Consider the following 21,608-nt stretch of genomic DNA (forward strand, 5'->3'; position numbering starts at 1 on the left):
AATATAGTAAATTAACGCCGAGAATGACTTATTGGGCGAGGTTTCGTGACCTATGGGGCGAGGTATCGTGACCTATGGGGCGAGGTATCGTGACTTTTTGGGCGACGTTACTGTGCGTCACCGATGTTATTGTGACTTTTGGGGCGAGGTCACGCGATATCAGGGTGATGGCTCGTAATCTTCTTTCCAAATCAAGCGGATTTCCCCTATTGTGACCCTCCAAACACCACGGGTTACAATACATGCAGGACGCACCTCGCCCCAAAAGTCACAATAGCAATGGCGGCACACTCAACGCTTTCCAGCGGCGCGGTGAAGTCATCAAACCGGCAGAGCTGATCGAGGTTCGTGGCGGTGAAAAAATTACGTTGGCTGCGCGACGGATATACAATCAGCTGCTATCTAATGCGTTCGGACCCGAGATGGCGGCCGAGGGGCAAGAACACCGCATCCCCTTTTCTGAGCTTCGCGGAAACCATACCTCCAACGATCGTGTTGCGGAGGCCATTCTAAGCCTTATGCAGACGGTTGTTCGCGTGCGCATGTCTGACGGATCGACCCGCAACGTCCATCTGCTCGGTCCGACAGACATCGAAAAATTTGGTCCAGGCATCGCCACAATGCTGACCTATGAGCTGCATCCTAAGCTCTTGCCGATCCTACGCGACAGTCAAATATTCGCGCGTTTGGAGATGCAGATCCTTCATGGCTTTGCGACGAAATACGGCATGGCTCTTTATGAAATCATCGCAAAGCGGATTGGCTTGAAGCACGTCTACTACAACGACTTCGAAACTGAGGAGCTGCGTGATTATCTTGGTGTGCCTGAAGGCAGGCTGGTCTCGTTTGCCGCCCTGCGCCGCAAGGCGATTGAACCTGCTGTCGGCGAGGTAAACCTGCTTGCTCCCTTCTCTTGCCGGATCGACGTAACCGAGAAGCAAGGTCGCAAGATCACCAAACTCAGGGTGTCGTGGTGGCTCAAGACAGTCGAGGAGCAAAAAGTGCAGTGGCAGGCCCAAAAAGGACAACAGGGCGATCTGTTTCCCCCTGCCCTTCCCGAGATGCTGATTGAAGAATTAAGCAAATAACCAACATGCCGAAAGTGCACATGTGCACAAATGCAAAGGGGCAATGATGCAGATTATCACGATTGCAATGCAGAAAGGCGGAGTGGGAAAATCTACTCTCGTGCGATCATTGGCTGTTGCTGCGGCACGTGATGGGCTTTCAGTGCTGATCCTTGATATGGACGCGCAACAGAGTGTGAGCCAATGGGGTGAGCGCCGGGAGGCCGAAATGCCGGTAGTCGTGTTTTCAACCGAGAATGAATTGCCTAGGCGCTTGGAGCAAGCCAAGGGCGCAGCTGACCTAGTGATCATCGACACGCCCCCTGCTCGCTCAACTGAAGCTCCAGCCGCCGTTGAGATTGCTGATTTGGTGCTGATCCCAACGACGCCAGACGTTGAGCCCTTGGAGCAGATGCCGCGAACCCTGCGCCTGTGCCGCGGCTTTGATCGCCCGGTCTGGGCCGTCATCAACATGGCTAACCCGACCGGCCAGGCGGAAGTGACGCAGACGCGGGAGGTGATCGAGGCAATGGGTGCTAAAGCTGCCCCCGTCGTCTTGCACCGGAGAAAGGCACATCGAGACGCCAGCGCTTCGGGTCAGTCGGTGCAGGAGTTGGATGCGAATAGCAAGGCCGCTAATGAAGTCGCTAACCTGTGGGCATGGGTCCGTGCTGAAATGCAAAACGGCAAAAAATCATAAATGCACCTATGCATTAGTGCAATTGTGCACATTTGCAGAATAGAAAGATGGCAGGAGTGCAGAAATGAAGAAACCAAACCCGCTGTTAGCGGCGATGGGAAAGGCAGCGGATCCCGAACCGGAAACGATCGAACCGGAACGGTCTAAAGTTGAGACAGCCGGAAAGGCCATAGGCAAGAGGGCAGAGCAGAAGCACCTAGGCGCCTACTTCGATAAGAAAGATCCAATTCTTGAGCGAGTGGCAATTCTGCGCGCCCGCCTGGACATGACCAATTCGGAGTTGATTGAGCACGCGCTTAATGAGCTATGGAAGCGGCATGAAGCAAAAAGAGCATTCGGCGACTAGCGCATGGCTGCATAGTTGCACTTCTGCACTTGTGCACTTGTGCACAAAAAGGTTGCTTGATCAAGATACGCTATGACGCCACTTGCATGCACTTGTTCTGAGCAAAGGTTAGAGTCTTCTCTTAGCGATAGGTCAGGACATTGCAGCCATGCAGCGCCGGCGCAGGGCGACGATGCCCGTAACCGGCTCAAGAGGAGAAACGTCGAGGCAGGCAGCAAAAAATACCGGGGTAGGCCCTCGGCGCATGATTTCCCCAGTATAATGTCCCTATGCCCTACCAGAAGGGGAGAGGCGGTTCCGTTTGGCAAGCCGCTGATCAGCCGGTCTGCGACCTCTTCAGGGCGGCCAGAAGCCGCTGCGCCGTTTCTTCGGATGAACCCGGGTTCTGACCCGTGATCAGAAGGCCGTCCTGCACCACGTAAGAAGCCCAGTCGTCGGCCCTAGTGAAGCGTCCCCCTTTTGCAGCCAGTTCATCCTCCACAAGGAAGGGAACAATCTTGGTGAGACCAACAGCTTCCTCTTCGGTGTTGGTAAAGCCCGTGACCTCCTTGCCTTCAACAAGTGGCTTGCCATCTTGACCCTTCACATGCCGAAGAACGCCCGGAGCGTGGCAGACCAGGGCAACGGGTCTGTCAGCGCCGATAAACGTCTCGATCAGCGAGATAGAGGCAGGGTCCTCGGCAAGATCCCAGAGCGGACCGTGACCGCCCGGATAGAAGATGCCATCGAAGTCATGCGGGTTGATGGATGAAAGCTTTTCGGTCGAAGCCAGCTTTGCCTGGGCCTCGGCGTCGGCCTCGAAGCGGTTGGTTGCGTCGGTTTTGGAGTCAGGCTCGTTGCTCTTGGGGTCTAGCGGCGGCTGGCCCCCGTTCGGGGATGCCAGCACGATCTCGGCACCCGCATCCTTGAAGACGTAGTAGGGCGCAGCAAGCTCTTCCAGCCAGAAGCCGGTTTTCTTGCCGGTGTTTCCCAGTTGATCATGGGAGGTGAGAACCATGAGGATCTTCATTATACGCTTTTTCCCTTCTTTGCCTGTTCGAAGACCATCCTTTCGAAGTCATTGCCTTGCAGTGAAGACGTCATGGCCTTGCAGTGAATATGTCTGATCGGTGTCAGGAACGCCCCGTGCCCCTTGCAGTTCCTGTTCCTGGTTGTCGTGACACTACCGGCCCTGGCAGTGCCGGGCGCTTCAGGGGCGGCGCCAGGATCGTCGCGGTGCGATGCTGGTGATAGCCGCGTTCGGTCAGGACCTTTTCGATAAGCTCTGCCGCTATTCTGTCAGCTTCTTCCCACGGTCCGCCACGACAGGTCCTGCACGCCCTCTTTCATTGGTTCCAGGGCGAAGGGAACGCTTCGCAGGAGTGCCATGTTGTTTTTTTCGAAACGAAAGGCGTCTGACATGAACACGTTCCTTATCAGCAGCGCCGTGGTGCTCGCTCTGACATCGACCCATCTGGCTGCCGGGCCGATCCAGATCCAGAGTCCTATCGCACCCTTTGGAGCTACGTCTGTGGAACAGCTCTGGCTGGCCAAGGACAACAACGGCAAAGGGCAGGGTAACGGCAAGGCGACGGGGAAGGGTCATGGCAATGCCGGGAAAGGCAACCGCGGCCCGGACAGGGCCCATGGCCGCAACGAACAGCCCGGGGCAGGGAAGGGGAGGGATCATCCCCCCAGTCGCGCCGGAAAGCCGGACCATGCCAGTGGGCCGAAGCTCAAGATGAATGGCAAGGCTGCCGAGCACGCATCGCATGGACATGGAAACGGCCGCCGCGGATTTACGGCAGCAGAACGCGAAGAGGTTCTGAGCCGCATCATTTCCACGCCGGCCCCCGCAGGGCGTGACATGAAGCGCCTTCTGGCCGCAACAGCGCTTGCAGTGGTCACCCCTCAACTGCTCGTCGCCGATATCCCTGACGATGAGCTGATCGCCTACCGCAACTGTCCGCCGGGCCTTGCCAGGAAGGATCCTCCCTGTGTTCCCCCCGGACTGGCCCGGAAAGGCGTAACCTACGACGAGTGGGCATCATATGATCAGGATGACTATGACACGATCTGGGTCGAGCGCCGCGATGAATGGCTCAGGTCCGAGGCCGACGTCGATCCCGATCCAGAGCTTCTGCTCTTGCAGTCGGACCAGATTGAGACCCTCTTCGACCTCGATCCTGCCCCCGCTGGCCATCGTTATGCCCTGATAGACGGAATGCCTGTTCTGCTCGACCAGAAGGATTACGACGCGCTGCTGTTGGTGAACCAGATGGCACAGGTGCCTGATTTAGAATTGGGCATGCCGATCGCTCCGACGGCAGCCCTGACCCAGGATGAACTGGCCAGCGTATACCGTCTGCCGCAACTGGGTGACGATGAGAACTATGCCGTGGTGAACGGTCAGGTCGTGCAACTGAACGACAGGAACTACGAGCTGCTTCAGATGATCCGCGTGGCGCGGGCCATTCTGTGAACAAGAAAGACCCGCCTGGCAGGGCGGGCCTTTGGTTCTTGCCTTGGTCAACATGAAGGCTAACAATACTAGAGGGGCAAGACAACAGGCCATTTACAACTCAAACGTGTGATAGGTCCGCAGTGCCTAGAGTGGTGTTTCTATGTTTTGAGAGCGGACGAAGTTATCGTTCGAGCCGCAGGGCGTATTTGCATGAACAATCGTGGCACTGGTCACGGCGAACAGGAGGCCCGGATCCTGGTGATCGACTTCATGCACCTGAAGGCCGGCCGAACAGTGGCAAGCCTGCGTGCCGACAGAGCCGCTCCGTTTTCCAGCGGAACCGCGATCACGGCAACGCGTTCATCACCCCGAAGCCCAGTGGCCGGCGGATGCGGTCACAATTTTCTCTCTCCCTCCTTTGATGCCCGGCGTTCCTGCGCCGGGCTTTCCTTTTCCGCCTCGGCCATGGGTTGTGACCGCGTGTGAGGCGAAGGGAGTGATCCAGTGCGGGTTTATCATCCGGTGGCTCAGACATCGACGCCGCGTGAAGGGTCAAGCTGCACCGTTTGTCGAGGTCACGTCTGCGAGGTTGGCTGGCAGACGAAGGTCAGTCGGACGCCATGAAGAACATCAGGCTCAACAACGATCTCTCCTGCCTGCTCGGCAACCGCAATGCCTGAGGCGCGGAGGCTTCGGGCCACAGGTCCCAGTTCCGGCACCAGGACGTTGAAGCCCAGAAAGGCTGGCGCCGTGCCCGGGCGCACTGTGATCGCGCCCCCGGCAAGAGGAACCTGCATCGGCTCCGCCGTCGGCGATCCGGTGAAGGCCGAAAGGAAGCCCCCATGATCTTGGGGACGCGGCGCGGCGATGGTGACGCCTGTGATGGCGGTGGCGCCGTTCGGATGGCGTTGCAAGGACTCGTTCCAGAAAGCCTCTGGAAAATGCTGCTGGCAGGTGAAGAAGCCAAGGTCGGGTGCCTGGCTGTCGACGGCAAAGGCCAGGCTGAAGGCGACATGCGTGGCGCTGCCATCGGGGCGCCTGCCGGTCCGCTCGAATCGGAAAGGGGAGAAGTCGCCGATGCCCTCCTGTGCAAAGCGCGCGGCGTCGGCTGCCGCATCGACGCTGCTCAGCACCAGCATGGCTAGTCCTGCGCGCCGCTGCAGGTAATCGCGCACGAACGCGCCGAAGCTGAAGTGGCCCGGAGCGTGCGGCGGAATGTCTGCATTCGCAGGAACCGCGATCAGTTCGATGAACGAGTGCCGGAACTGGATGATCCGGTTCTCGGTCCCCCAGGGATGGCGATTGCGCGGCCCGACCTGAAAGCCAAGGCGGGCGTAAAGATCGGCGGCCCCGTCCAGATCCCGGACAGCGACCACGACATGATCGATATGACGCATCGCGCGCTCCTTCATTGGGCAGAATTCAGTCGACGCCCTTTCCGAGCGGTTCAGGGCGGCGGCCTTCGGGAAGGATCTTCAGGAGGTGCTCGCGAACCACATCAGGAGTGAAGGGCTTTCTGATGAAGAGGGCACCGTCCGGCATGTCTCCAGGATCGGGCGGAGGTCCGCCTGAGGCCACCAGGATGCCGATATGCGGCCAGTTCTGCGCACAGTGCCGCGCCAGGTCGAACCCGGTCATCTTGCCCGGGGGCATGCTTACGTCCGTGAAGAGCAATTGCACATTCTGGCCGAACGTGGCGAGAAGCTCCACAGCCTGCTCAGCCGTTGCGGCGTCGTGGCAGCGAAAGCCTGCCTCCTTCAGGATCTCGCAAGCATCCATCCGGATGAGCGCGTCATCGTCTGCCACAAGGGCATAAGGGCTGTGCCGGTCCATGTCGCCTGATCCTTCTTGTTCACGGGCAAAAGGACTGCGGACTGGCAGGAGTTCCGGCAATCCACATGTTACTTGACACGCACAAAAATGCCGGTGACGTCATGGGGATGAGATACATGGCAATCCTTTATCGGAGTGAGGCACGCCGAAAGGAGGGGCTGCCGAACAAGATATTCTGGCTACATCGCGGCGCAAGAATGCCGCGGTCGGTTTGACCGGCTTCCTGCACAGGGAAAGCGACATCTACTACCAGTGGCTCGAGGGCCCGGAACCTGAAGTCCTGAAAGCCTTCGACAGGATCAGGTCAGACGACAGGCACGGTGATGTCGAGGTCCTGGACCGGCAGCAGACAGAAACCCGCAGCTTTCCGACATGGTCGATGGGCTATGGCAACTCGAAGACGACCTCCCTCTTCGACTGGGCGGCCGACCACGATGCACCTCTTCACCCGCCGCGAGTTTCCGATGTTCTGGCGTTCATGACGGAATGCGCTGCACGGCAGGAGTGAGATGTCGACCGCCGCTTGGGTCGCAACAGTCTGCGATTGGGCGCACTGGCAAGCCTGAGGAAAGTGCTGTTCGAGCAAAACGACGAATGGCAGACTTCGACCTGCTCCATGATGGTCGAGCCCTTTGCTTAGATTGACAAGGAGGAGATCGACCTCATTCTCAACATTACTACGAAACCCGCCTGATCGCCCTCAGGACATCTGGAAAATTACACCAGTTCGGTGGACGTAACCCGAGGCCTTGCGGGAGGCACGGCACAAGACGGCCGAAGTCTCCTAGACCCCACAATCCGGCGTGCTCCCACGCCCCTGCCCATCCCGCGTGCTCCCACGCCCCTGCCCATCCCGCGTCATAAAACCTCTTCTCATGGGCATCGCAGCCGGGGGTTGAACCGGCCCCTGGTTGCCGGGCAGCAAAAAGCCCCGCCGGGAAGGGGCGGGGCCTGCTGAAACACAGCACTGGGAACAACACACGCGGCACACAAACACTCGTCAACTCTGTAAGAACGTCCTGAACCGCAAAAGGTTCCGCGACTTTCTATAAAATTCAGATACTTACAAACTAAAGATGATTAACCGCCTGTGCGCTTGGGTCGCCTCGGAGGAACTCGTTAACCATAGCAGGCACGGCTCCCGTGGTTCGCAACCGGAAGTTGTCCATTTGGACAAGTTGCCGAGAAGGTCAGCTTGAAGCATAACCATCCCATCAGCCGAGCGGCTCCGTGTGTTGTGTTTTCCGAGTTCTGCCGCTCGGCTGGAAAGCCCCCTCTCTTAAGACCGCGTTAAGTCTGCTTCGAGAAAGCCTCTCCCCGGCTGCTGTGACCTGTGCTTAGGTTGCTGTGTCAGCGCGGTCGTGGGCTGGCTTCCTGGTTACTGACCTGGTGAAGCCCTAAGCTCCGCCCCTGCAAAGCCCCTCGGTGCAGCATGTCAGGCTCCCACCGGGGGGCTTCTTTTTCCGCCAGCCGGTCTTCCTAATCGAGGTCCTGCACAGGCTGTGCAGTGCCCCTTCCTGCCTTCTTCGGCGCCAAGCGCGGAAGCAGGATGGGCCAGGACCTGCCGCCCAGCATCGGTCAGCTTGACCCAGCAGAGGCGTCTAGGCCGTGATCAGCCCCAGCCGTTCGGCCCGCAACAGCAGCGACCGCACGGAAGACGGATACCACTTCGAACTGCCGCGCGGGGTGCGTTCGCGCATGTCCTCCAGCCGCTTCGCAATGCCCGCCAACGTCAGGTCGGGATCGGCATGGCGCATCCCGGCGATGATGGCCAGCAGCCGGTCGTCGGCCGTGCGGCGCGGGGCGCGATCCAGCACCGTGGCAGGCAGTAGCCCGTCGCGAACATAGCGCCGGGCCGCGCGCTTCAGCCGCTCGACTGTCCAGGGCTGACCGGTGCGTGTGCCCAGGAGCCGCGTCAGGTCGTCCCAGGCCATCTCGGGTCGGTGGCGGCGCACCAGAGGCAGCCAGGTGTCGGCCGTGGCTTCGAGCTTCTGGAAGTAGGTTTCGTCACGCGCGAGGCGCAGCTTGCGGATCGCCTCGCGATCGCCCGCCTTCAGCGCCGGATTGCCGCCGACCCGCCCTTGGGCGCGCGCAGCACGCAGCCCGGCCTTGGTGCGCTCGCGGATCAGCGCACGTTCCAGTTCCGCAACCGCCCCCATCACCTGCAACGAGAACTTGCCCTGCGCCGTGGTGGTGTCGATGGGATCGCCCAGCGACCGGAAATGCGCGCCTCTGGCCTCCAGCGTCTCGATCACCTGCAGAAGATGGCTCAGGGAGCGGGCCAGCCGGTCCAAGCGCACAACCACCAGCGTCTCGCCCGGTCGGATCGTCGCCAGAAGCCGCGCGAGGGCAGGGCGAGTGCGGTCGGCACCTGAGGCGTGCTCCTCGTGAATGATGGCGCAGCCTACCGCACGCAGCTCCATCCGCTGCGGATCGAGCGTCTGTTCGCCCGTCGAGACGCGGGCATAGCCGATGAGAGGCATGGATGGCTCCAGGTTTAGGCTGTTGGTAACCCTCCATACACAATCAAATCGCAGGATAAAACGGTCGTTTGAAGGCGCCTATTAGTGGCCGCCTTCTAGAAGCACTTCACCAAGCGGAAGCGTTAGCTGACTTCTTCTCCTGTCTGCGGGCGTTCCCACAACTGGAACTTTCACCCTGCTACCTGCATCCTGAAGACCCCTCTGTCGTTGAGCGGCCGTGACATAAAAATCAATTCTGTAATCCGCACTAAGAATTATACGAGCGGGCATGAAGCAAATCATACTGCGGTGTCTTATGGTGAAAGAGGAGAAAGCCGGTATAGGTCCGCAATGGATGTTGAAGACCTCAAGCGGATCGGGTTTGTTGAAATCGGCGAATGGCGCCTCGACACAGAGGACAGGATCGCCCTTTGCCTTGCAAGCGAGATTGGTGCCAAGCTCACGCTCGTGCCCAATGCCTGCTATGCCTTCACCGAGAAGACGGAAGTCCTCTACATCGGCAAGACCACGCAGGGTATCCGCAAGCGCTTCTACTATTACGCCAATCCGCGGTCGAACCAGTCTACCAATGTGCGCTGCAACCGCAACATCCTCGAAGCGATTGCTGCTGATAAGGTGATCGGCGTTCTGGGCTTCGTGCCCACGACCGACCTGCGCATCGGAGAGTTTCGGCTGAACTTGGCTGCAGGACTCGAGGACGATCTCATTGCGCGGTTCTCGCCGTCATGGAACGGACGGGACCGTGGCCGCGTGGTCACCGAGACAGCCGAGATCGAAAGTGAGGATTTCGGCACAGCCGGCGAAACGCAGGAAAGCGACCCTGCTCCGGCGGAGGCCGTCTTCACTGTGACCCTCACGGACTGGTATCGCAAGAATGGCGTAATCAATGTCCCGACCGTTGCCAGCGTCCACCTCGGCGCACATGGCGATCCTGTCACCATCGACTTCGAGGACGGTTCGCCCTCAGTCGGGGCATTCATCAACCGCGTTTCTAACCCGAACGGCTCCGCGCGCATCCGCTGTGTAGGGTTGCGCGACTGGTTCGTCGCCAATTGCGAGCCGGACGATCAACTTTCCTGTGTCATCCGTGCGCAGAAACGGATCGTGGTGAGCAAACTCGTCCGCTGAAAAGCGTCCTTTCGCATCTGCCGCATGGGCCTCTCCCTGGCACGTGTAGAGGCGGAAGAGGAACTCCGCTCATATGCAGTTTTTCCAGGCCAGAGCCAGCGCACTCCGGGACATCGGGTCGAGTTCGCCACCCTCCTGAAAGAGGCCCATCACGCGTGCCGCGTCGATTCCGAACTCGAGGCGGTGCGCACTGACCAAGAGCGAAGGCAGGCCCACCACCGGAACGGTCAGGAAGGCAGAACCTCCTTCGTATCGTATCGAGAGGTCGGACTTCGGGATCGCATATGTCTTGCTATCGACACTGATGAGAATGGCATTCACATAGGATCGCACGGGATCAGGATCGCCGGTCGAACCCATCCGCATCTTGATCAGCAGTTTAGGCTCACCACTCGGCCCGGAGCAGAAGGCTGTGACCTGCTGGAGGACCGAGTCACTTCGGTTCGGCCGTGTCGCGGTAACTAGCCCGTCCGAATATGGCTCCATGAACCAGGTGGACAGGCCCTTCCCGGAAGCGATGCTGAGTTCCTCCATCTCGGCGGCGGTTGGAAAATACAGGCTGTCGCTAGGGGTTGCGGCAGCCAGGGCGACAATACGAGGGTCGATACCCATTTCCATAGCGTAGAGGACGATCTGCCCAGTCACCGCCTGGGCCACGGAAAGCGTGCTCGATCTCAGCTCTGCAACCTGCTGCGAGGTGAGCATCTCGGCACCCTCTTCGGAGCTGCCGCGGTAGAACTGGTGGAAGCCGAGACGGCTGTTCTCGGTGGGATAATAAGGGGAGTCAACGAACCGGACCTCGCCGCCAAGGAACGCATAGGCGCAGGAACTGGCGCAGATGCCTGCCTCCACCATGTCGAACCAAGTATCGCATGGAGACGCGTAGCTCTCGATGTCGCGCCGGGTCCGGCCAATATGGGTCGTCATGCCGTGTTCGCGAAACAGGCGGCCGAGTTCCATGCCAGCTTGGAGGCTTCCACCCGGGGAATGCAGCACGACCTGAGACTGCGTCAGGTTTTCCCGCGCCAGAAACTCACGGAACCGATCCGCCGAATCCAGTTCGATCCGGCCTGTCGCCGCGATCCATGTCGACGTCGTCATGTTGCCTTTCGAGGTCGCCATCGAGAAGACCATGGGTCGCTCGAAAGCCCCTTCTTCCATAGCTAGCGGGCGAGGGCACTCGCCGCCTGTCTGCTGGGAATGGGCTACGGTCGCCCAAGGGATCAGCAAGGAAAGACATAACAGGAATTGGAATACATGCATAAGGGCAAGGCTCCTGTGGAAGTTCTTCGAGTTGCGCCAGCGGAGCCGAAAGGCGAGGTCGCCGCATTTTCCCTGGGTGCGTTCTTTGTTCAAGGCCAATAGCATTCCGGAATGCCGGCATGTGCCCCTGCTGCACGGCAGACAGGAATGCGCCTTCAAGCAAGTTTATGGGTCCTGACCATAGTGACAAGGAAATGGGATGATCTGCGGCAAGGAAGAGTATCTTGAATACAGCCAAAAGCTGCTCGAGGGACGAGTAGAGAATACTTTCCCGATCATGGGGATTTCTGACGTTGCTGAAATGTCGCAGCGCCTTCACAATTTCTCCCCAGGTGTCCATCAGAAAAAGGGGCAACGTGAATATAGAGGCATGCACTCTCATGCAGGTTGAAGATGCCTCTTTCTCACTTAGACCAATCCTCTGCCCACGACCTCCTGATCGGGCCTCTGACGATCCGGATCCAGGGCCGCCTCCACCCGGAAGAAACCGATCCTTTTGACTTTGACTGGCTCACAACAAGCTCGACCTTCAAGGGGCAGCATACGACATCGCCAGGCTCTACGAGCTTTGAAGCTGTAGAACTGGCTCGGTTTCAGGCTGACCTGATCGCACTTGCCGATCATGCTGCATCAGAACTCGGGTTCTATCCGACCGAGCAGATTTGCATGATCACCGCGAAGCGGCGAAGCGATGGGCAGGTTGATGTTGGATTCGGTCATGAGAGTGGCGACACGGCATACGTCATCGTCACAGACGAGGATCTGCGGAACTGGATCGATGGCCTTGCAGCTATCTTGCGAGATTACCCTCCGCGCACGACACTGCAAAATATTTCGTGAAGCGTGAACGTCCCGACCACCATTTCTCCAACGCAGATCATCATTTCACAGGACCAAGGATGAGCAGATTTCAAAGGCGTGTCGAACTATCCCGTTTGACCCCGAAGCTGGTAGAAGAGCATCCTTGGTTCGAGGAGCTTCTGAAACGGTGGCGGCCTGCTGGCCAGGCTCCGCTGAAGAACGAGAGGGGTCAGATCCTCTCTCTCAGACTGGCGATCCGATCCCAGGACATCATGACCTTCTATTGTGGTGGGCAGCAGATCGCGAAGGTGAAGTGCTCCAAGAAGCAGTTCCACGCAAGTGCAGACCTGACCTACCTGCAGGATGACAAGCCACTCAAAGCAGAGACGGTTGATGTGCCTCCCTGTCAGCCCGGCGAGGAGGGCGTTGAACTTGATCGACGCATCCAGCGCTCCCTCTACAAGCAGGGCCGGGACAAGGACGGAGCACTGGTCTTGGGGGAAAAGGTCTTCGTCGAAGAACTGATCGGAGCGAATGCAGACGTCTTCGACGTCGAGATTGGTCTTCCGGGTGGGGCCACGGCGCCGAGGATGGATCTTCTTGCACTTGAGCCGCACGGCAGGGGCTGGCGCATCGTGCTGTGGGAAGCGAAACTGGCTGCCAATTCTGGCAGCCGGTCTCTGACGAACCCTAAGACCTTGAAGCAGTATGAGGCCTACACGACGTGGCTCCGCTCCGAACAGAACCGCGCCGACTTCCTGCAAGGAGCGCGCGACGCGTGCCGATCACTGGTTCATGCTCATGATCTCGCGTCCGAATCGGGGATCACGCTGCACCCGCTTGGCGAGGGTATCCGCGCCATAGGCTCGAGAGAGAACATTGTGCTGACCGTGGATCCCGTTGTGCGATACGTGGTCGATACCCGAGGGCGCTCAGGCAAGAGCTTTGTGGAAAATAGACATGACAAGAAGCTGCGGGATGAGACCAAAGGTCATGTGCAGCTCATCGGAGTTGATGGTTCTTTCGTTTTGGACCAGCTGCCTTGAAAGTGTCCGTCACCGTCCATCGCGGGTCGGCGGAAATCGGCGGCTCCTGCATTGAGATCAGATCGGCCTCGGGCCAGCGCCTGATCCTCGATGCAGGACGCCCTTTGGATGCGCCACCGGGCGCCACCGGGCTTCTGCCCAAGTCGCTTGATCTCACCGGCGATGCGACAGTGCTGATCTGCCACCCGCACCAAGACCATTGGGGGCTCATCAACGAACTGCCAGCGCGCTGGGAAGTGATGACCGGCGTCGCTTCGGCGAAGCTGATCGGCATCACGGCCCGTTTCGCACAACAACCCCTTGATCGAGAGCTTTCCACCTGGAGCAGCAGACGAAGTTTCTCACGGGGCGCATTTCAGGTGAGGCCCTACCTAACGGATCACTCGGGTTTTGATGCCTACATGCTGCTGATCGAAGTCGACGGCCGACGGATCCTCTACAGCGGAGATTTTCGGAACCATGGTCGCAAGGGCAACCTTGTCGACAGGCTGATCGCGGCGCCACCTGAAGACGTTGATGTCCTGATCATCGAGGGCACCAATCTGGGGACCAATAAGCCGACAGAAAGCGAGGATGAGCTTGAGGCCAGGTTCGTCGACTTGGCCAGACGGACGGCGGGGCGGGTATTTGTTACCTGGTCGGGCCAGAACATTGACAGGACGGTCACGCTTTACCGCGCGGCATCGAAATCGGGCCGGACCTTAGCGGTCGACCTTTACACGGCGGAAGTCCTCGACGCCCTCCGCGAGCATTTGAGCGCGCCTTATCTGGGGATCGACAAGCTGAAAGTCGTGCTGACCCGCAACCTCGTTGCCTATTATAAGCGGCTTGGCCGGGAGGATTGGCTGGCAAAAATGGCCCAGGTTGGCTTCGGGGCCGCGGATCTGGAACGCGACAACTACATCGCAATGATCCGCCGCGGTAACTTGCACCGGGACTACTTGGCGAAGGGAGTCGTTCCGACAGCCGAAGATGCTTACAGCTTCTCGATGTGGTCCGGTTATCTCAAGGACCAGACCGAGATGCTGGACTGGTTCAGAAGCGCCGGTAGCACGATCAAGCACATCCATACGAGCGGCCATGCCTCGCCTGCTACATTGCGTGCCTTCGCCGCAGCGATCTCGGCTAAAGCGGTGATCCCTGTTCATGGTAGCAACTGGAACACCGAACAGGATGGCTTCGGCAGTATTATTAGGCTGGGTGACGCCGAAACCTTCACGATCTAACTCCAGCAGGGGTGAGCAAAGCCGCGCCAGCCACGAGGCCGTCGATTTGGCCCTAAGCTGCCGGTCGGGCAAGCAGTGAACTGCAGCTTGGGCCCCAGACCATCCGCTCATACTCACTGCAGCGACACTGACAAAGGAACGTCGCTGATGTGCATCCAAGTAGAGTTCGGCCAAATCAGGGGCCATTTCGATGTAGTTGGGGTGCCCTGCATCCGACCCTCTAGGTAGGCTTCTAAGATGCCGAACATGATCTGCCAGCGGGCCGCTCCGTCTCCCCGCCACATCGCCGCCGGTCTAGGCGACGCGTCTCGCCAGGAAATTTGTGGCCTCTTGGCCCTCCTGAACGCCGCCCGGCTTTCGAAAATTGTAGGCGTCATGGGCGAGGCCGCCCGGCGAAAGCTTGTCTCTGACGACAAACAGCGCGCCGATCGTTTGACCGCCTTTGCCAAGGATTTATTGGATGGACCACTCTCGACGAATACGCTGCGGTCAAGGCTGTGGCTCGGCGTCAAGCAGGGCCTGGGGCTGCCAGACCTTTATCCTCTTTCAACCCGCGGCTTAGAGAAGGAGGCTGCCGCCATCGCCGTCCGCGCCTCTGAGATCCTTGCCCCCGCCGTGGCCAATTCACAGCAAGAGAGGGCGGACGCCGAGCTGTCGTTCATGGGTAGGGCGGGACGGCAGTTGCTGCGCCGTGCGACGGGCGCCGGCGGACGTGCGCGAGCGGCGGTGACCTTTCCGGATGTCGTCGCCCATGAGATGATGGTCATGATGGAGGGCCTCGCGGCGGCAAGCGACCGGGGCGAGTTGGACCCCGAGGTTGCCGCGGCCATTCGCAAGGGGCAACAGGCAATCTCGGCTGCGGTCCTCGCCGGCGGCGGATGGGCCGCAATGGCCAGTGCGATTGGATCGGCGGGCTTTGCACCTTATCTGGTAGCGGCCAAGCTGTCTGCCGTGATCCCTTTCGTTGCCGGACCGACGCTCACATCGCTACTGTTCGTGATGATTAATCCCGTGACAGTCATCGCCGGCAGCGCGGCCCTTGGCTATTTGGCAATCAGCGGCCGGGCCAGCGCCGCCCGCAAGGTTGCCGCCGCGAGGGTCGCGATCCTCTTGGCAGTGCGCGGTCAGGGTGCGGATGACGGGATGGCCGCGCTCTTAGACGCGTTTCGAGGGCTTCACCAAATGCCCGACACCGAGTTGCGTCATCTCAACGGCAAGCAGCGCAAGGCAGTTCGCGGCCTAGCCGAGACAATCATCGCCACGATGTCTACGAGCATTCCTCCCATGTCAGCGGAGGCGCCCGGTCTCTGGGGTGCGCACATCGCCGTCGAGCAAAGCACCGACCGCCAAGACACCGCTCTGGTTGCAGGTCTGACAGCGGGCGACATGCTCTATCACGCGGCCGCGGTCGATCCGGCAGTCTTGGCTGCCGTTGATTTCTCGCGAGTGACCGAGTTCGACACGCCGCTAGATCTTGCGGTTCATGTCGAGAACTTCGCCTCTCAGGGTGCCCGGGTTGCGCTGCGGGGCTACAGCGCCGAGCAGCTGGTCATGGCGCAGCTGATCGAAGAGGGTCACGACGTAGTCTTGCCCGAGAGTGCCACAATGCCCGGTTACGACCTGATCGTCGACGGCGTTCCGGTCCAAGTCAAATGCGGCACCAGCATCTCGTTGCTGCAAGACCATTTCGCGAAATACCCCGACGTTCCGGTCATCGCCGATACTGATCTGGCCGCACAGGCCCAAGCATTGGATGAGCCTTGGGCGCCAATGGTGACGACCGCAAGCGGCTTCGACCTCGATCATGTCCAGAGCCTTGTGGACCGATCGCTTGAGGCAGCCGCCGGATTGGCGGACGTGCCTGTGCCGCTCTATGCGACGATCATTGGTGGGGCGCGCGCAGCCCACAAGGCGTGGACAGGACAGATCCCGGTTGAGGATTTGCCCGCATGGCTAGTCATCGACCTGACCATCCGTGGCGGTCTGACCGGGGCGGGACAAGCGGGGGGCGCGATCCTGGGCCTTGTGGCCCTGGGTCCTGCGGGTGCGCTGATACTCGGTCCGGTTGCAGGGGTCGCGGCATTGCTTGGAACGGGACGCGCGCATGATCTGCTGGATCGGGGAATCAGGAGTGAATGGCGCGCAGAGGTCCTTAAGGTGGCGCGCGACATGCATGCTGCCTTGCTGAAAGCGGCGAACGGTCAGATCACAGCCCTAACGTTCCGTCTGAATCGGCTCCGCACGGCCGACAGCACGCTACCACGTGAGCTGTTCATCTGGCTTGAGGCGCGCATGGCAGATGATCTGATCGCCGCCATTGAAGCTCGCGACCGGATGCCGCCGCCCTCGTCCCTGCGGGCGGCAATGGAGCTGCTTGTGAAGGCTTCGGCTACCGATATGGTTAATTACAACGTTCTGCGTGCTCGACACAGGCTTGCCCACTGCCTTGCCGCGAAGCCCTCCACCACGGACGCAGCGAAAGAACTAGGTGCGAAGGTCAGTGAAGCTATCCGAGGGCATGCCGGAAGGGTGTCACAATAGATGTAACTGTCCAGGGTAGTCGTCGCCGCTTGGTCAGCTCTGAACGGCCCTAAGCTGCTATTCGCACTAGTCACGTTAGCTGCGCAGTAGCTGCTCCAAAGCGGACGTTCAAAAACAGCGTCTCTACTTGCAGATAAATGCCAGATAGCGACTAATAGTGGCCATACAGGTTGTGGAGGGCACGTAATGCTAGTCGACGACGAGCAACTTCATCGTCAGCTTGCTGATCCTCTCGACGATCGTGTTCGAGCCGTATATCTATTACTCGCGCAGGCAAAGTTGCCTGATGGCTTTCAGATAAGACCTGCAAGCAATGGGTATATACAGAAAGAGTTACGCTTCGAAATAGACGAGCGATGGCTCTTCTCGGCCGTTCTGAACAAATCGTGGGTGCTTTGGTATTTCAGAAAGCCGGCTTTCACCGGGCCACTAAAAGACGCCAAAATGCTGTTGCGGGTTTTTCCTAATGCTGAACTTAACAATAAGAACGAGGTCAAAATTCGCCTCCGGGACCTAAAAGATGCTTATGCTGTCCTTGGATGGGTTCAACAAAACGTTTAGCGACTCATTGCAGCCGTTAGCACAGCTTAGATGCTGCAGCGCAGTGTCCCCAGACCGGACGTTGTTGGTAGGCGTAGTAATATCGACCAAGCAGTGCTCGCTTTGGGAAGCCAAGCGGGGAGTTGGAGTTGAAGGACAAACTTTGATAATTTTAGCCCTCAAATTCGCACAACATCACGGCTGATAGAAGCGTGGAGCATGCCGCATGTAGAGACCGCCGTTAGCGAACACATATGTAGTCTTGACACTTAATATTCTTCCGACTGGCTGCTTTGAGCCTGGCTGGCTAAGAAATCGTTATTGGTTAGTTACAAGGAGATAATTTTGACACAGTTTCTCGTCAGCTCGGCAGCCGAGGTTGGCAGCAGTCCGCAGATCAAGAGCATCCTCGCGGGAAAGAATGTCCGCATCGCGTCGGCATTCCTGGGCAAGGGAGCGGAGGATCTGATCTCGAAAGGCACCCGCGTGATCTGCGATATCAGCATGGGGGGAACTAATCCCGAGGTTCTGACCGTGCTGTCTAAGAAGATTGGTGACAGTCTTCGCCACCTTCCGAACTTTCACGCAAAGGTCTACATCTCCGACGAGGGTTGCGTGATTGGGTCTGCAAACCTCTCCAACCGTGGGGTCGGGTTCCTGTCGCAGGCGACACTCATCGAGGCTTCAGTTTTTCTAGCACCCGACGACAAGGCCTGCAGAGCTGCCACAGCTTGGTTCGACGAGATTTGGGAGGATGCCAACGTCGTCGGACCCGAGGCCATCGAGTGGGCGAGAGTTCGATGGCAAGCGAACAAGCGTGGTGCGCCGTCCGGCCACAAGAGCGAGGCTAAGACCTTTTTTGAAGCTGTCGCCGGACCGGAGGAGGAGGCGGGGTTGTGGGGATATCTGCTTACTAGAGAACAAATCGGGCGGCGCCTGCAGAGGTCGGCGCTTCACCGTTCGTCGGAAGTTGTCGAAAAGGCACAATGGGTGCCGAAGAGCGAGCTGGATGTCTTCAGTGACCTTGATAAGGCGCTGGAGCTGGACGGCTACTACATCAGCCTTCATCGCGGGAAACGCGGGAAAGTATACAGCCAAGCACTTCGTTTTGTCGGCAACCTGGAAGTGGAGGATCCCGACGAGCCGGGCGATATCCATGTGATCTCATATTTCGAGAAGTTACCATGGTCCGTCACGGGCTTTCCGAGCTTGACCAAGGATGAAAGTAGTAAAAGCGGCAATCTCAGCGCCATGATGACCAATCTTAAGAAAAAGGTGGTTGGTGGTCCCATTACCGCCAAGAAATTCTGCAAGCTCCTGGCGGAGTTTCTCTTATAATACCTGGCATCGGGCGGGTTCGCCTGTGCGCGGTGTAAACAGCCTGTGGTATCGTTGGTGGCCTGAAGGGCAGTTGCCGATCGCGTTGACAGAGAAAGCTCCCGACGAACCCCAGGGACGGCTTCTCTGACATGCGGCATGGCAGTGGGGTGCGGATCGCCACCTACAACATCAACGGCACCAATGGCCGCCTGGAGACGCTGCTGGCCTGGCTGGATGACACACAGTCCGACATTGTTTGCCTGCAGGACCTGAAGGCCCCGCAGGCGAAGTTCCCTGAGCGGCAGCTAAAAGAGGCCGGCTACGCTTACGTCTGGCACGGCCAGAGCCGCTGGAACGGCGTGGCGATCCTGTCGCGCGGCAGCGAGCCGGTGCTCACGCGCCGCGGGTTGCCGCGGGATCCAGATCCCAGCCAATGCCGCTATATCGAGGCTGCGGTGAATGGCGTGCTGGTGGGCTGTCTTTATGTCCCGAACGGCAATCCCGCACCGGGTCCGAAATGGGACTACAAGCTCGAATGGCTAAAGCAGTTCACCGTCCACGCAAAACAGCTGCTCGCTCTCGACGTCCCGGTGATCCTCGCTGGGGACTACAACATCATTCCCGCCGAGCACGACGTTTATAATCCGGATCGCTGGCAGGATGATGCTCTGTTCTTGCCGCAGCACGTTCGAAAAGCCTATGCGTCTCTTCTGAAACAAGGCTGGTGTGGCGCGACGGCGACCATCCATACCGACAAGCCCGTTTATCCCTTCTGGGATTATCTGCGTCAGGCTCGGGAGCGGAGTGCCGGATTGCGGCTCGATCACCTGCTGCTCTCGCATCATTTGACAGCAAGGCTCAAGGACGCGGGTGTTGATCGGGATATGCGAGGTCGGTCGAAAGCCAGCGATCATGCGCCGGCCTGGATTGACCTGGCTCGGGAGTGAGCCGATCTTCCATTAAAGATCAAGCCCGAAATTCAATTTACAGACTTTCCTGAACGGCATGCCTTGTGTATTGACGAACATCATTTCAGGAGATCATCATGGATATCAACTATAATGAGCTGTCCCTTGAGCAGCTGAAAGAGATCAACAAGAAATCCGCAGCCGCCATTGCCGATTTCGAGAACCGCCGCAAAAAGGACGCCATCCAGAAGGCAACTGAGATTGCCAAGGCCGCAGGCTTTTCCTCGCTAGAAGACATGCTGGCCGCTCAACCCGCCAAGCAGAAGGCCGAGCCGAAATACCGCCATCCGGAAAACTCTGAGCTGACCTGGAGCGGTCGCGGTCGAAAGCCTGGCTGGATCGTGGAGGCTCTGGAAGCCGGAAAATCGCTCGAGGATTTCGCGATCTGATCACTGATCGTTATTCCTGAAGTGCATTCTCTTTCTCTCGCACGTCCAAGACAAGGATGTTTTGAGCAGGTCAAACGGTATGCAGTCTGCCAAGCCAGGCATCAGCTTTTGCTGGTTTCCGGCATGTCGTTTGACCGACCTCACAGCGCGATCGGATACAAGGTCCCGATCGCCCTGCATTATCCCGGCGGCGCAGCCAGCCCGTCGCCATGACCAAACCGGAAAACTCCAGAATCCGGCGGTCCAAGCTTGGGGAGCAGCGCAAGGTTGGGCAGACTCTACATCACGGCGAGGGAACTTCCGGGGGGCAGGTCAAATTCAGTGCCCTTCCTGCCCGTTTTTTCTGTGAGCGATTAGTTTTTGGAAGGCTTGTAGATAAGCCTTGAGAATGTCTTGAAGCGAGGCCTCCGTAACACCATAAGAGATGTTGACGTCAAATCGCAACGCATACCCATCGATTATAGTCAGCAGCGGCCCTATGGTTTCATGGGCATTCCAGTGCCCAGCAGTCGTTGAAAAACCTGCGTATGGGAAGTGAACCTCCCCGTATAACTGCATTGTCTCACCACCATGATCGAGAAAGATGTTGAACGCATAGTCGCCGTCGCTGATTTGGACCTTGATAGATTTGGTCAATCCCTTGAAATTCTCTGTAGAGGCTTCGGGATGGATTCCGTGAACGACAGACAAGATTTCATTGAGATCGGATGAAATAATCGTTGTTTCGCATCACATTCTCACCACGTCAGATTCTGACAGGTTCATTTCGGTCAGGAACTTTGGCAGGAAAGCCATCCAGATTTCTGCGAGACGATGAAGCGTTTTCGCAGGAAGTCCGCCTGAAATGAAGCAGTGATGCTTCAGAATCGCCATATTACCCTCGGGAGAATATGTGAATGTCATGTAGGATTTATTGGTGTTCCACTTCAGGATATCCATGTCGGTCCATCCGTCACCAAGCCTGACTGCGGACAGGAAAGTCAGAACTTGCCCATCTGATGTGAGGATGAACGCCGAGGTTCCACGACGAACCCTGTAGCGCTGCATGGGCGTGTCACCCATCATTCGCTCTTCCATAAACTCTACAGCGAAGGCTTGGGCTCGCAAGAAATTTGCGGCGTCATGGAGAGAAGAAACAATTGCGGGCTGTTGTCGAAAAAGCTTTGAAAAGACCATGAGAAGCGCAAAACTCCATCTATTGCCGGTTCGCTATTGTCTACGGACGCGCGAAGCTCGATCTGCCCAAAAGAGTGCGCACAATCCTGTGACGCCCACAAGCCTTTGCAATAATTAGTAACGGCATGAAGCAGGCTCGCCCGGCGCTCGCTACCACTATAGGGACTGCGACTCTCTGCGTCTGGCCCGAAAGTCGGATAAGAGGAGGCACCGGTCGGCAGCGCCACCAAGGCGACCGTTATCTCAAGGGCTGGGAGAGGCCATCCGCTGCATGATCGACGAACAGCGGCTTTGGGCCGTGAGGGCCGACGCGCGCTCCGTTGCACGTGCGAACGCGG

General features: G+C 58.5%; 22 protein-coding genes. 15 read left to right on the forward strand and 7 right to left on the reverse strand.

Annotated elements, in window-relative coordinates:
* The first annotated feature begins 242 nt into the window (after positions 1 to 242).
* From CHB77_RS15955 to CHB77_RS15965, 3 genes are all read left to right on the forward strand, one after another.
* Positions 243 to 1,088, forward strand: a complete 846-nt coding sequence (locus CHB77_RS15955; protein WP_089389179.1) for a replication initiation protein — start codon at positions 243 to 245, stop codon at positions 1,086 to 1,088.
* A gap of 43 nt (positions 1,089 to 1,131) precedes the next feature.
* The gene (locus CHB77_RS15960; RefSeq protein WP_207303060.1) at positions 1,132 to 1,767 is read left to right on the forward strand and encodes a ParA family protein; all 636 of its coding nucleotides are present in this window, start codon (positions 1,132 to 1,134) and stop codon (positions 1,765 to 1,767) included.
* A gap of 64 nt (positions 1,768 to 1,831) precedes the next feature.
* Positions 1,832 to 2,113, forward strand: coding sequence for a hypothetical protein (locus CHB77_RS15965; protein ID WP_089389180.1), 282 nt, complete (start codon positions 1,832 to 1,834; stop codon positions 2,111 to 2,113).
* A gap of 316 nt (positions 2,114 to 2,429) precedes the next feature.
* Here the strand turns inward: CHB77_RS15965 and CHB77_RS15970 are convergent, their stop codons facing one another.
* Complete coding sequence (locus CHB77_RS15970) at positions 2,430 to 3,122, reverse strand: type 1 glutamine amidotransferase domain-containing protein (RefSeq protein WP_089389181.1); 693 nt, start codon at positions 3,120 to 3,122, stop codon at positions 2,430 to 2,432.
* A gap of 390 nt (positions 3,123 to 3,512) precedes the next feature.
* Between CHB77_RS15970 and CHB77_RS15975 the strand changes: the two genes are divergently transcribed.
* Positions 3,513 to 4,574 (forward strand): hypothetical protein, encoded by a 1,062-nt coding sequence (locus tag CHB77_RS15975; RefSeq protein WP_089389182.1) that lies wholly within the window; start codon positions 3,513 to 3,515, stop codon positions 4,572 to 4,574.
* A 557-nt stretch (positions 4,575 to 5,131) separates the two neighbouring features.
* Here CHB77_RS15975 and CHB77_RS15980 read toward each other — a convergent pair.
* On the reverse strand, positions 5,132 to 5,968 hold the full coding sequence (locus tag CHB77_RS15980) for a VOC family protein (RefSeq protein WP_207303059.1): 837 nt from the start codon (positions 5,966 to 5,968) through the stop codon (positions 5,132 to 5,134).
* Between the two features lie 10 nt (positions 5,969 to 5,978).
* Positions 5,979 to 6,389: a response regulator gene (locus CHB77_RS15985; protein ID WP_089389183.1), complete on the reverse strand. Its 411-nt coding sequence runs from the start codon at positions 6,387 to 6,389 to the stop codon at positions 5,979 to 5,981.
* Between the two features lie 175 nt (positions 6,390 to 6,564).
* On the opposite strand from CHB77_RS15985, the gene CHB77_RS15990 reads away from it, so the two are divergent.
* Positions 6,565 to 6,897, forward strand: coding sequence for a BLUF domain-containing protein (locus tag CHB77_RS15990; RefSeq protein ID WP_278185027.1), 333 nt, complete (start codon positions 6,565 to 6,567; stop codon positions 6,895 to 6,897).
* A 1,093-nt stretch (positions 6,898 to 7,990) separates the two neighbouring features.
* Here CHB77_RS15990 and CHB77_RS15995 read toward each other — a convergent pair.
* Entirely contained in the window at positions 7,991 to 8,872 is an 882-nt protein-coding gene (locus tag CHB77_RS15995) for a recombinase family protein (RefSeq protein ID WP_089389185.1), read from the reverse strand.
* A gap of 330 nt (positions 8,873 to 9,202) precedes the next feature.
* Between CHB77_RS15995 and CHB77_RS16000 the strand changes: the two genes are divergently transcribed.
* Positions 9,203 to 10,000: a GIY-YIG nuclease family protein gene (locus CHB77_RS16000; RefSeq protein WP_089389186.1), complete on the forward strand. Its 798-nt coding sequence runs from the start codon at positions 9,203 to 9,205 to the stop codon at positions 9,998 to 10,000.
* 69 nt (positions 10,001 to 10,069) lie between these two features.
* Here the strand turns inward: CHB77_RS16000 and CHB77_RS16005 are convergent, their stop codons facing one another.
* Positions 10,070 to 11,356 carry a COG3904 family protein gene (locus CHB77_RS16005; protein ID WP_131023384.1) on the reverse strand — a complete coding sequence of 429 codons (1,287 nt, stop codon included), beginning with the start codon at positions 11,354 to 11,356 and terminating at the stop codon, positions 10,070 to 10,072.
* A 106-nt stretch (positions 11,357 to 11,462) separates the two neighbouring features.
* On the opposite strand from CHB77_RS16005, the gene CHB77_RS16010 reads away from it, so the two are divergent.
* From CHB77_RS16010 to CHB77_RS16045, 9 genes are all read left to right on the forward strand, one after another.
* On the forward strand, positions 11,463 to 11,654 hold the full coding sequence (locus CHB77_RS16010) for a hypothetical protein (protein WP_089389188.1): 192 nt from the start codon (positions 11,463 to 11,465) through the stop codon (positions 11,652 to 11,654).
* A 2-nt stretch (positions 11,655 to 11,656) separates the two neighbouring features.
* Complete coding sequence (locus CHB77_RS16015) at positions 11,657 to 12,103, forward strand: WapI family immunity protein (RefSeq protein WP_089389189.1); 447 nt, start codon at positions 11,657 to 11,659, stop codon at positions 12,101 to 12,103.
* A gap of 59 nt (positions 12,104 to 12,162) precedes the next feature.
* Complete coding sequence (locus tag CHB77_RS16020; RefSeq protein ID WP_089389190.1) at positions 12,163 to 13,110, forward strand: hypothetical protein; 948 nt, start codon at positions 12,163 to 12,165, stop codon at positions 13,108 to 13,110.
* Between the two features lie 2 nt (positions 13,111 to 13,112).
* Positions 13,113 to 14,336 (forward strand): MBL fold metallo-hydrolase, encoded by a 1,224-nt coding sequence (locus CHB77_RS16025; protein ID WP_207303058.1) that lies wholly within the window; start codon positions 13,113 to 13,115, stop codon positions 14,334 to 14,336.
* A 237-nt stretch (positions 14,337 to 14,573) separates the two neighbouring features.
* Positions 14,574 to 16,877: a hypothetical protein gene (locus CHB77_RS16030; RefSeq protein ID WP_131023383.1), complete on the forward strand. Its 2,304-nt coding sequence runs from the start codon at positions 14,574 to 14,576 to the stop codon at positions 16,875 to 16,877.
* Between the two features lie 186 nt (positions 16,878 to 17,063).
* Entirely contained in the window at positions 17,064 to 17,438 is a 375-nt protein-coding gene (locus CHB77_RS18150) for a hypothetical protein (RefSeq protein WP_131023382.1), read from the forward strand.
* Between the two features lie 324 nt (positions 17,439 to 17,762).
* Positions 17,763 to 18,755: a phospholipase D family protein gene (locus CHB77_RS16035; protein WP_089389193.1), complete on the forward strand. Its 993-nt coding sequence runs from the start codon at positions 17,763 to 17,765 to the stop codon at positions 18,753 to 18,755.
* Positions 18,756 to 18,904: 149 nt separating this feature from the next.
* Positions 18,905 to 19,684 carry an exodeoxyribonuclease III gene (gene xth, locus CHB77_RS16040; RefSeq protein WP_089389208.1) on the forward strand — a complete coding sequence of 260 codons (780 nt, stop codon included), beginning with the start codon at positions 18,905 to 18,907 and terminating at the stop codon, positions 19,682 to 19,684.
* Positions 19,685 to 19,782: 98 nt separating this feature from the next.
* The gene (locus tag CHB77_RS16045; RefSeq protein ID WP_341273566.1) at positions 19,783 to 20,094 is read left to right on the forward strand and encodes an H-NS histone family protein; all 312 of its coding nucleotides are present in this window, start codon (positions 19,783 to 19,785) and stop codon (positions 20,092 to 20,094) included.
* Positions 20,095 to 20,412: 318 nt separating this feature from the next.
* On the opposite strand, the gene CHB77_RS16050 is transcribed toward CHB77_RS16045, so the two are convergent.
* Together CHB77_RS16050 and CHB77_RS16055 are read right to left on the reverse strand one after the other, a co-directional pair.
* Complete coding sequence (locus CHB77_RS16050; protein WP_131023381.1) at positions 20,413 to 20,784, reverse strand: hypothetical protein; 372 nt, start codon at positions 20,782 to 20,784, stop codon at positions 20,413 to 20,415.
* A 39-nt stretch (positions 20,785 to 20,823) separates the two neighbouring features.
* Positions 20,824 to 21,159 (reverse strand): hypothetical protein, encoded by a 336-nt coding sequence (locus CHB77_RS16055; protein ID WP_131023380.1) that lies wholly within the window; start codon positions 21,157 to 21,159, stop codon positions 20,824 to 20,826.
* Positions 21,160 to 21,608: the final 449 nt, after the last annotated feature.

The organism is Paracoccus sediminis (assembly GCF_900188295.1).
Taxonomy (GTDB): domain Bacteria; phylum Pseudomonadota; class Alphaproteobacteria; order Rhodobacterales; family Rhodobacteraceae; genus Paracoccus; species Paracoccus sediminis.

What these genes read in the sequence shown, in the direction of transcription:
- CHB77_RS15955 (WP_089389179.1), top strand. Translation starts at nt 243, where the DNA reads ATGCAGGACGCACCTCGCCCCAAAAGTCACAATAGCAATGGCGGCACA.
- CHB77_RS15960 (WP_207303060.1), top strand. Translation starts at nt 1,132, where the DNA reads ATGATGCAGATTATCACGATTGCAATGCAGAAAGGCGGAGTGGGAAAA.
- CHB77_RS15965 (WP_089389180.1), top strand. Translation starts at nt 1,832, where the DNA reads ATGAAGAAACCAAACCCGCTGTTAGCGGCGATGGGAAAGGCAGCGGAT.
- CHB77_RS15970 (WP_089389181.1), bottom strand. Translation starts at nt 3,122, where the DNA reads ATGAAGATCCTCATGGTTCTCACCTCCCATGATCAACTGGGAAACACC.
- CHB77_RS15975 (WP_089389182.1), top strand. Translation starts at nt 3,513, where the DNA reads ATGAACACGTTCCTTATCAGCAGCGCCGTGGTGCTCGCTCTGACATCG.
- CHB77_RS15980 (WP_207303059.1), bottom strand. Translation starts at nt 5,968, where the DNA reads ATGAAGGAGCGCGCGATGCGTCATATCGATCATGTCGTGGTCGCTGTC.
- CHB77_RS15985 (WP_089389183.1), bottom strand. Translation starts at nt 6,389, where the DNA reads ATGGACCGGCACAGCCCTTATGCCCTTGTGGCAGACGATGACGCGCTC.
- CHB77_RS15995 (WP_089389185.1), bottom strand. Translation starts at nt 8,872, where the DNA reads ATGCCTCTCATCGGCTATGCCCGCGTCTCGACGGGCGAACAGACGCTC.
- CHB77_RS16000 (WP_089389186.1), top strand. Translation starts at nt 9,203, where the DNA reads ATGGATGTTGAAGACCTCAAGCGGATCGGGTTTGTTGAAATCGGCGAA.
- CHB77_RS16010 (WP_089389188.1), top strand. Translation starts at nt 11,463, where the DNA reads ATGATCTGCGGCAAGGAAGAGTATCTTGAATACAGCCAAAAGCTGCTC.
- CHB77_RS16015 (WP_089389189.1), top strand. Translation starts at nt 11,657, where the DNA reads ATGCCTCTTTCTCACTTAGACCAATCCTCTGCCCACGACCTCCTGATC.
- CHB77_RS16020 (WP_089389190.1), top strand. Translation starts at nt 12,163, where the DNA reads ATGAGCAGATTTCAAAGGCGTGTCGAACTATCCCGTTTGACCCCGAAG.
- CHB77_RS16030 (WP_131023383.1), top strand. Translation starts at nt 14,574, where the DNA reads ATGCCGAACATGATCTGCCAGCGGGCCGCTCCGTCTCCCCGCCACATC.
- CHB77_RS18150 (WP_131023382.1), top strand. Translation starts at nt 17,064, where the DNA reads ATGCTAGTCGACGACGAGCAACTTCATCGTCAGCTTGCTGATCCTCTC.
- CHB77_RS16045 (WP_341273566.1), top strand. Translation starts at nt 19,783, where the DNA reads ATGGATATCAACTATAATGAGCTGTCCCTTGAGCAGCTGAAAGAGATC.
- CHB77_RS16055 (WP_131023380.1), bottom strand. Translation starts at nt 21,159, where the DNA reads ATGATGGGTGACACGCCCATGCAGCGCTACAGGGTTCGTCGTGGAACC.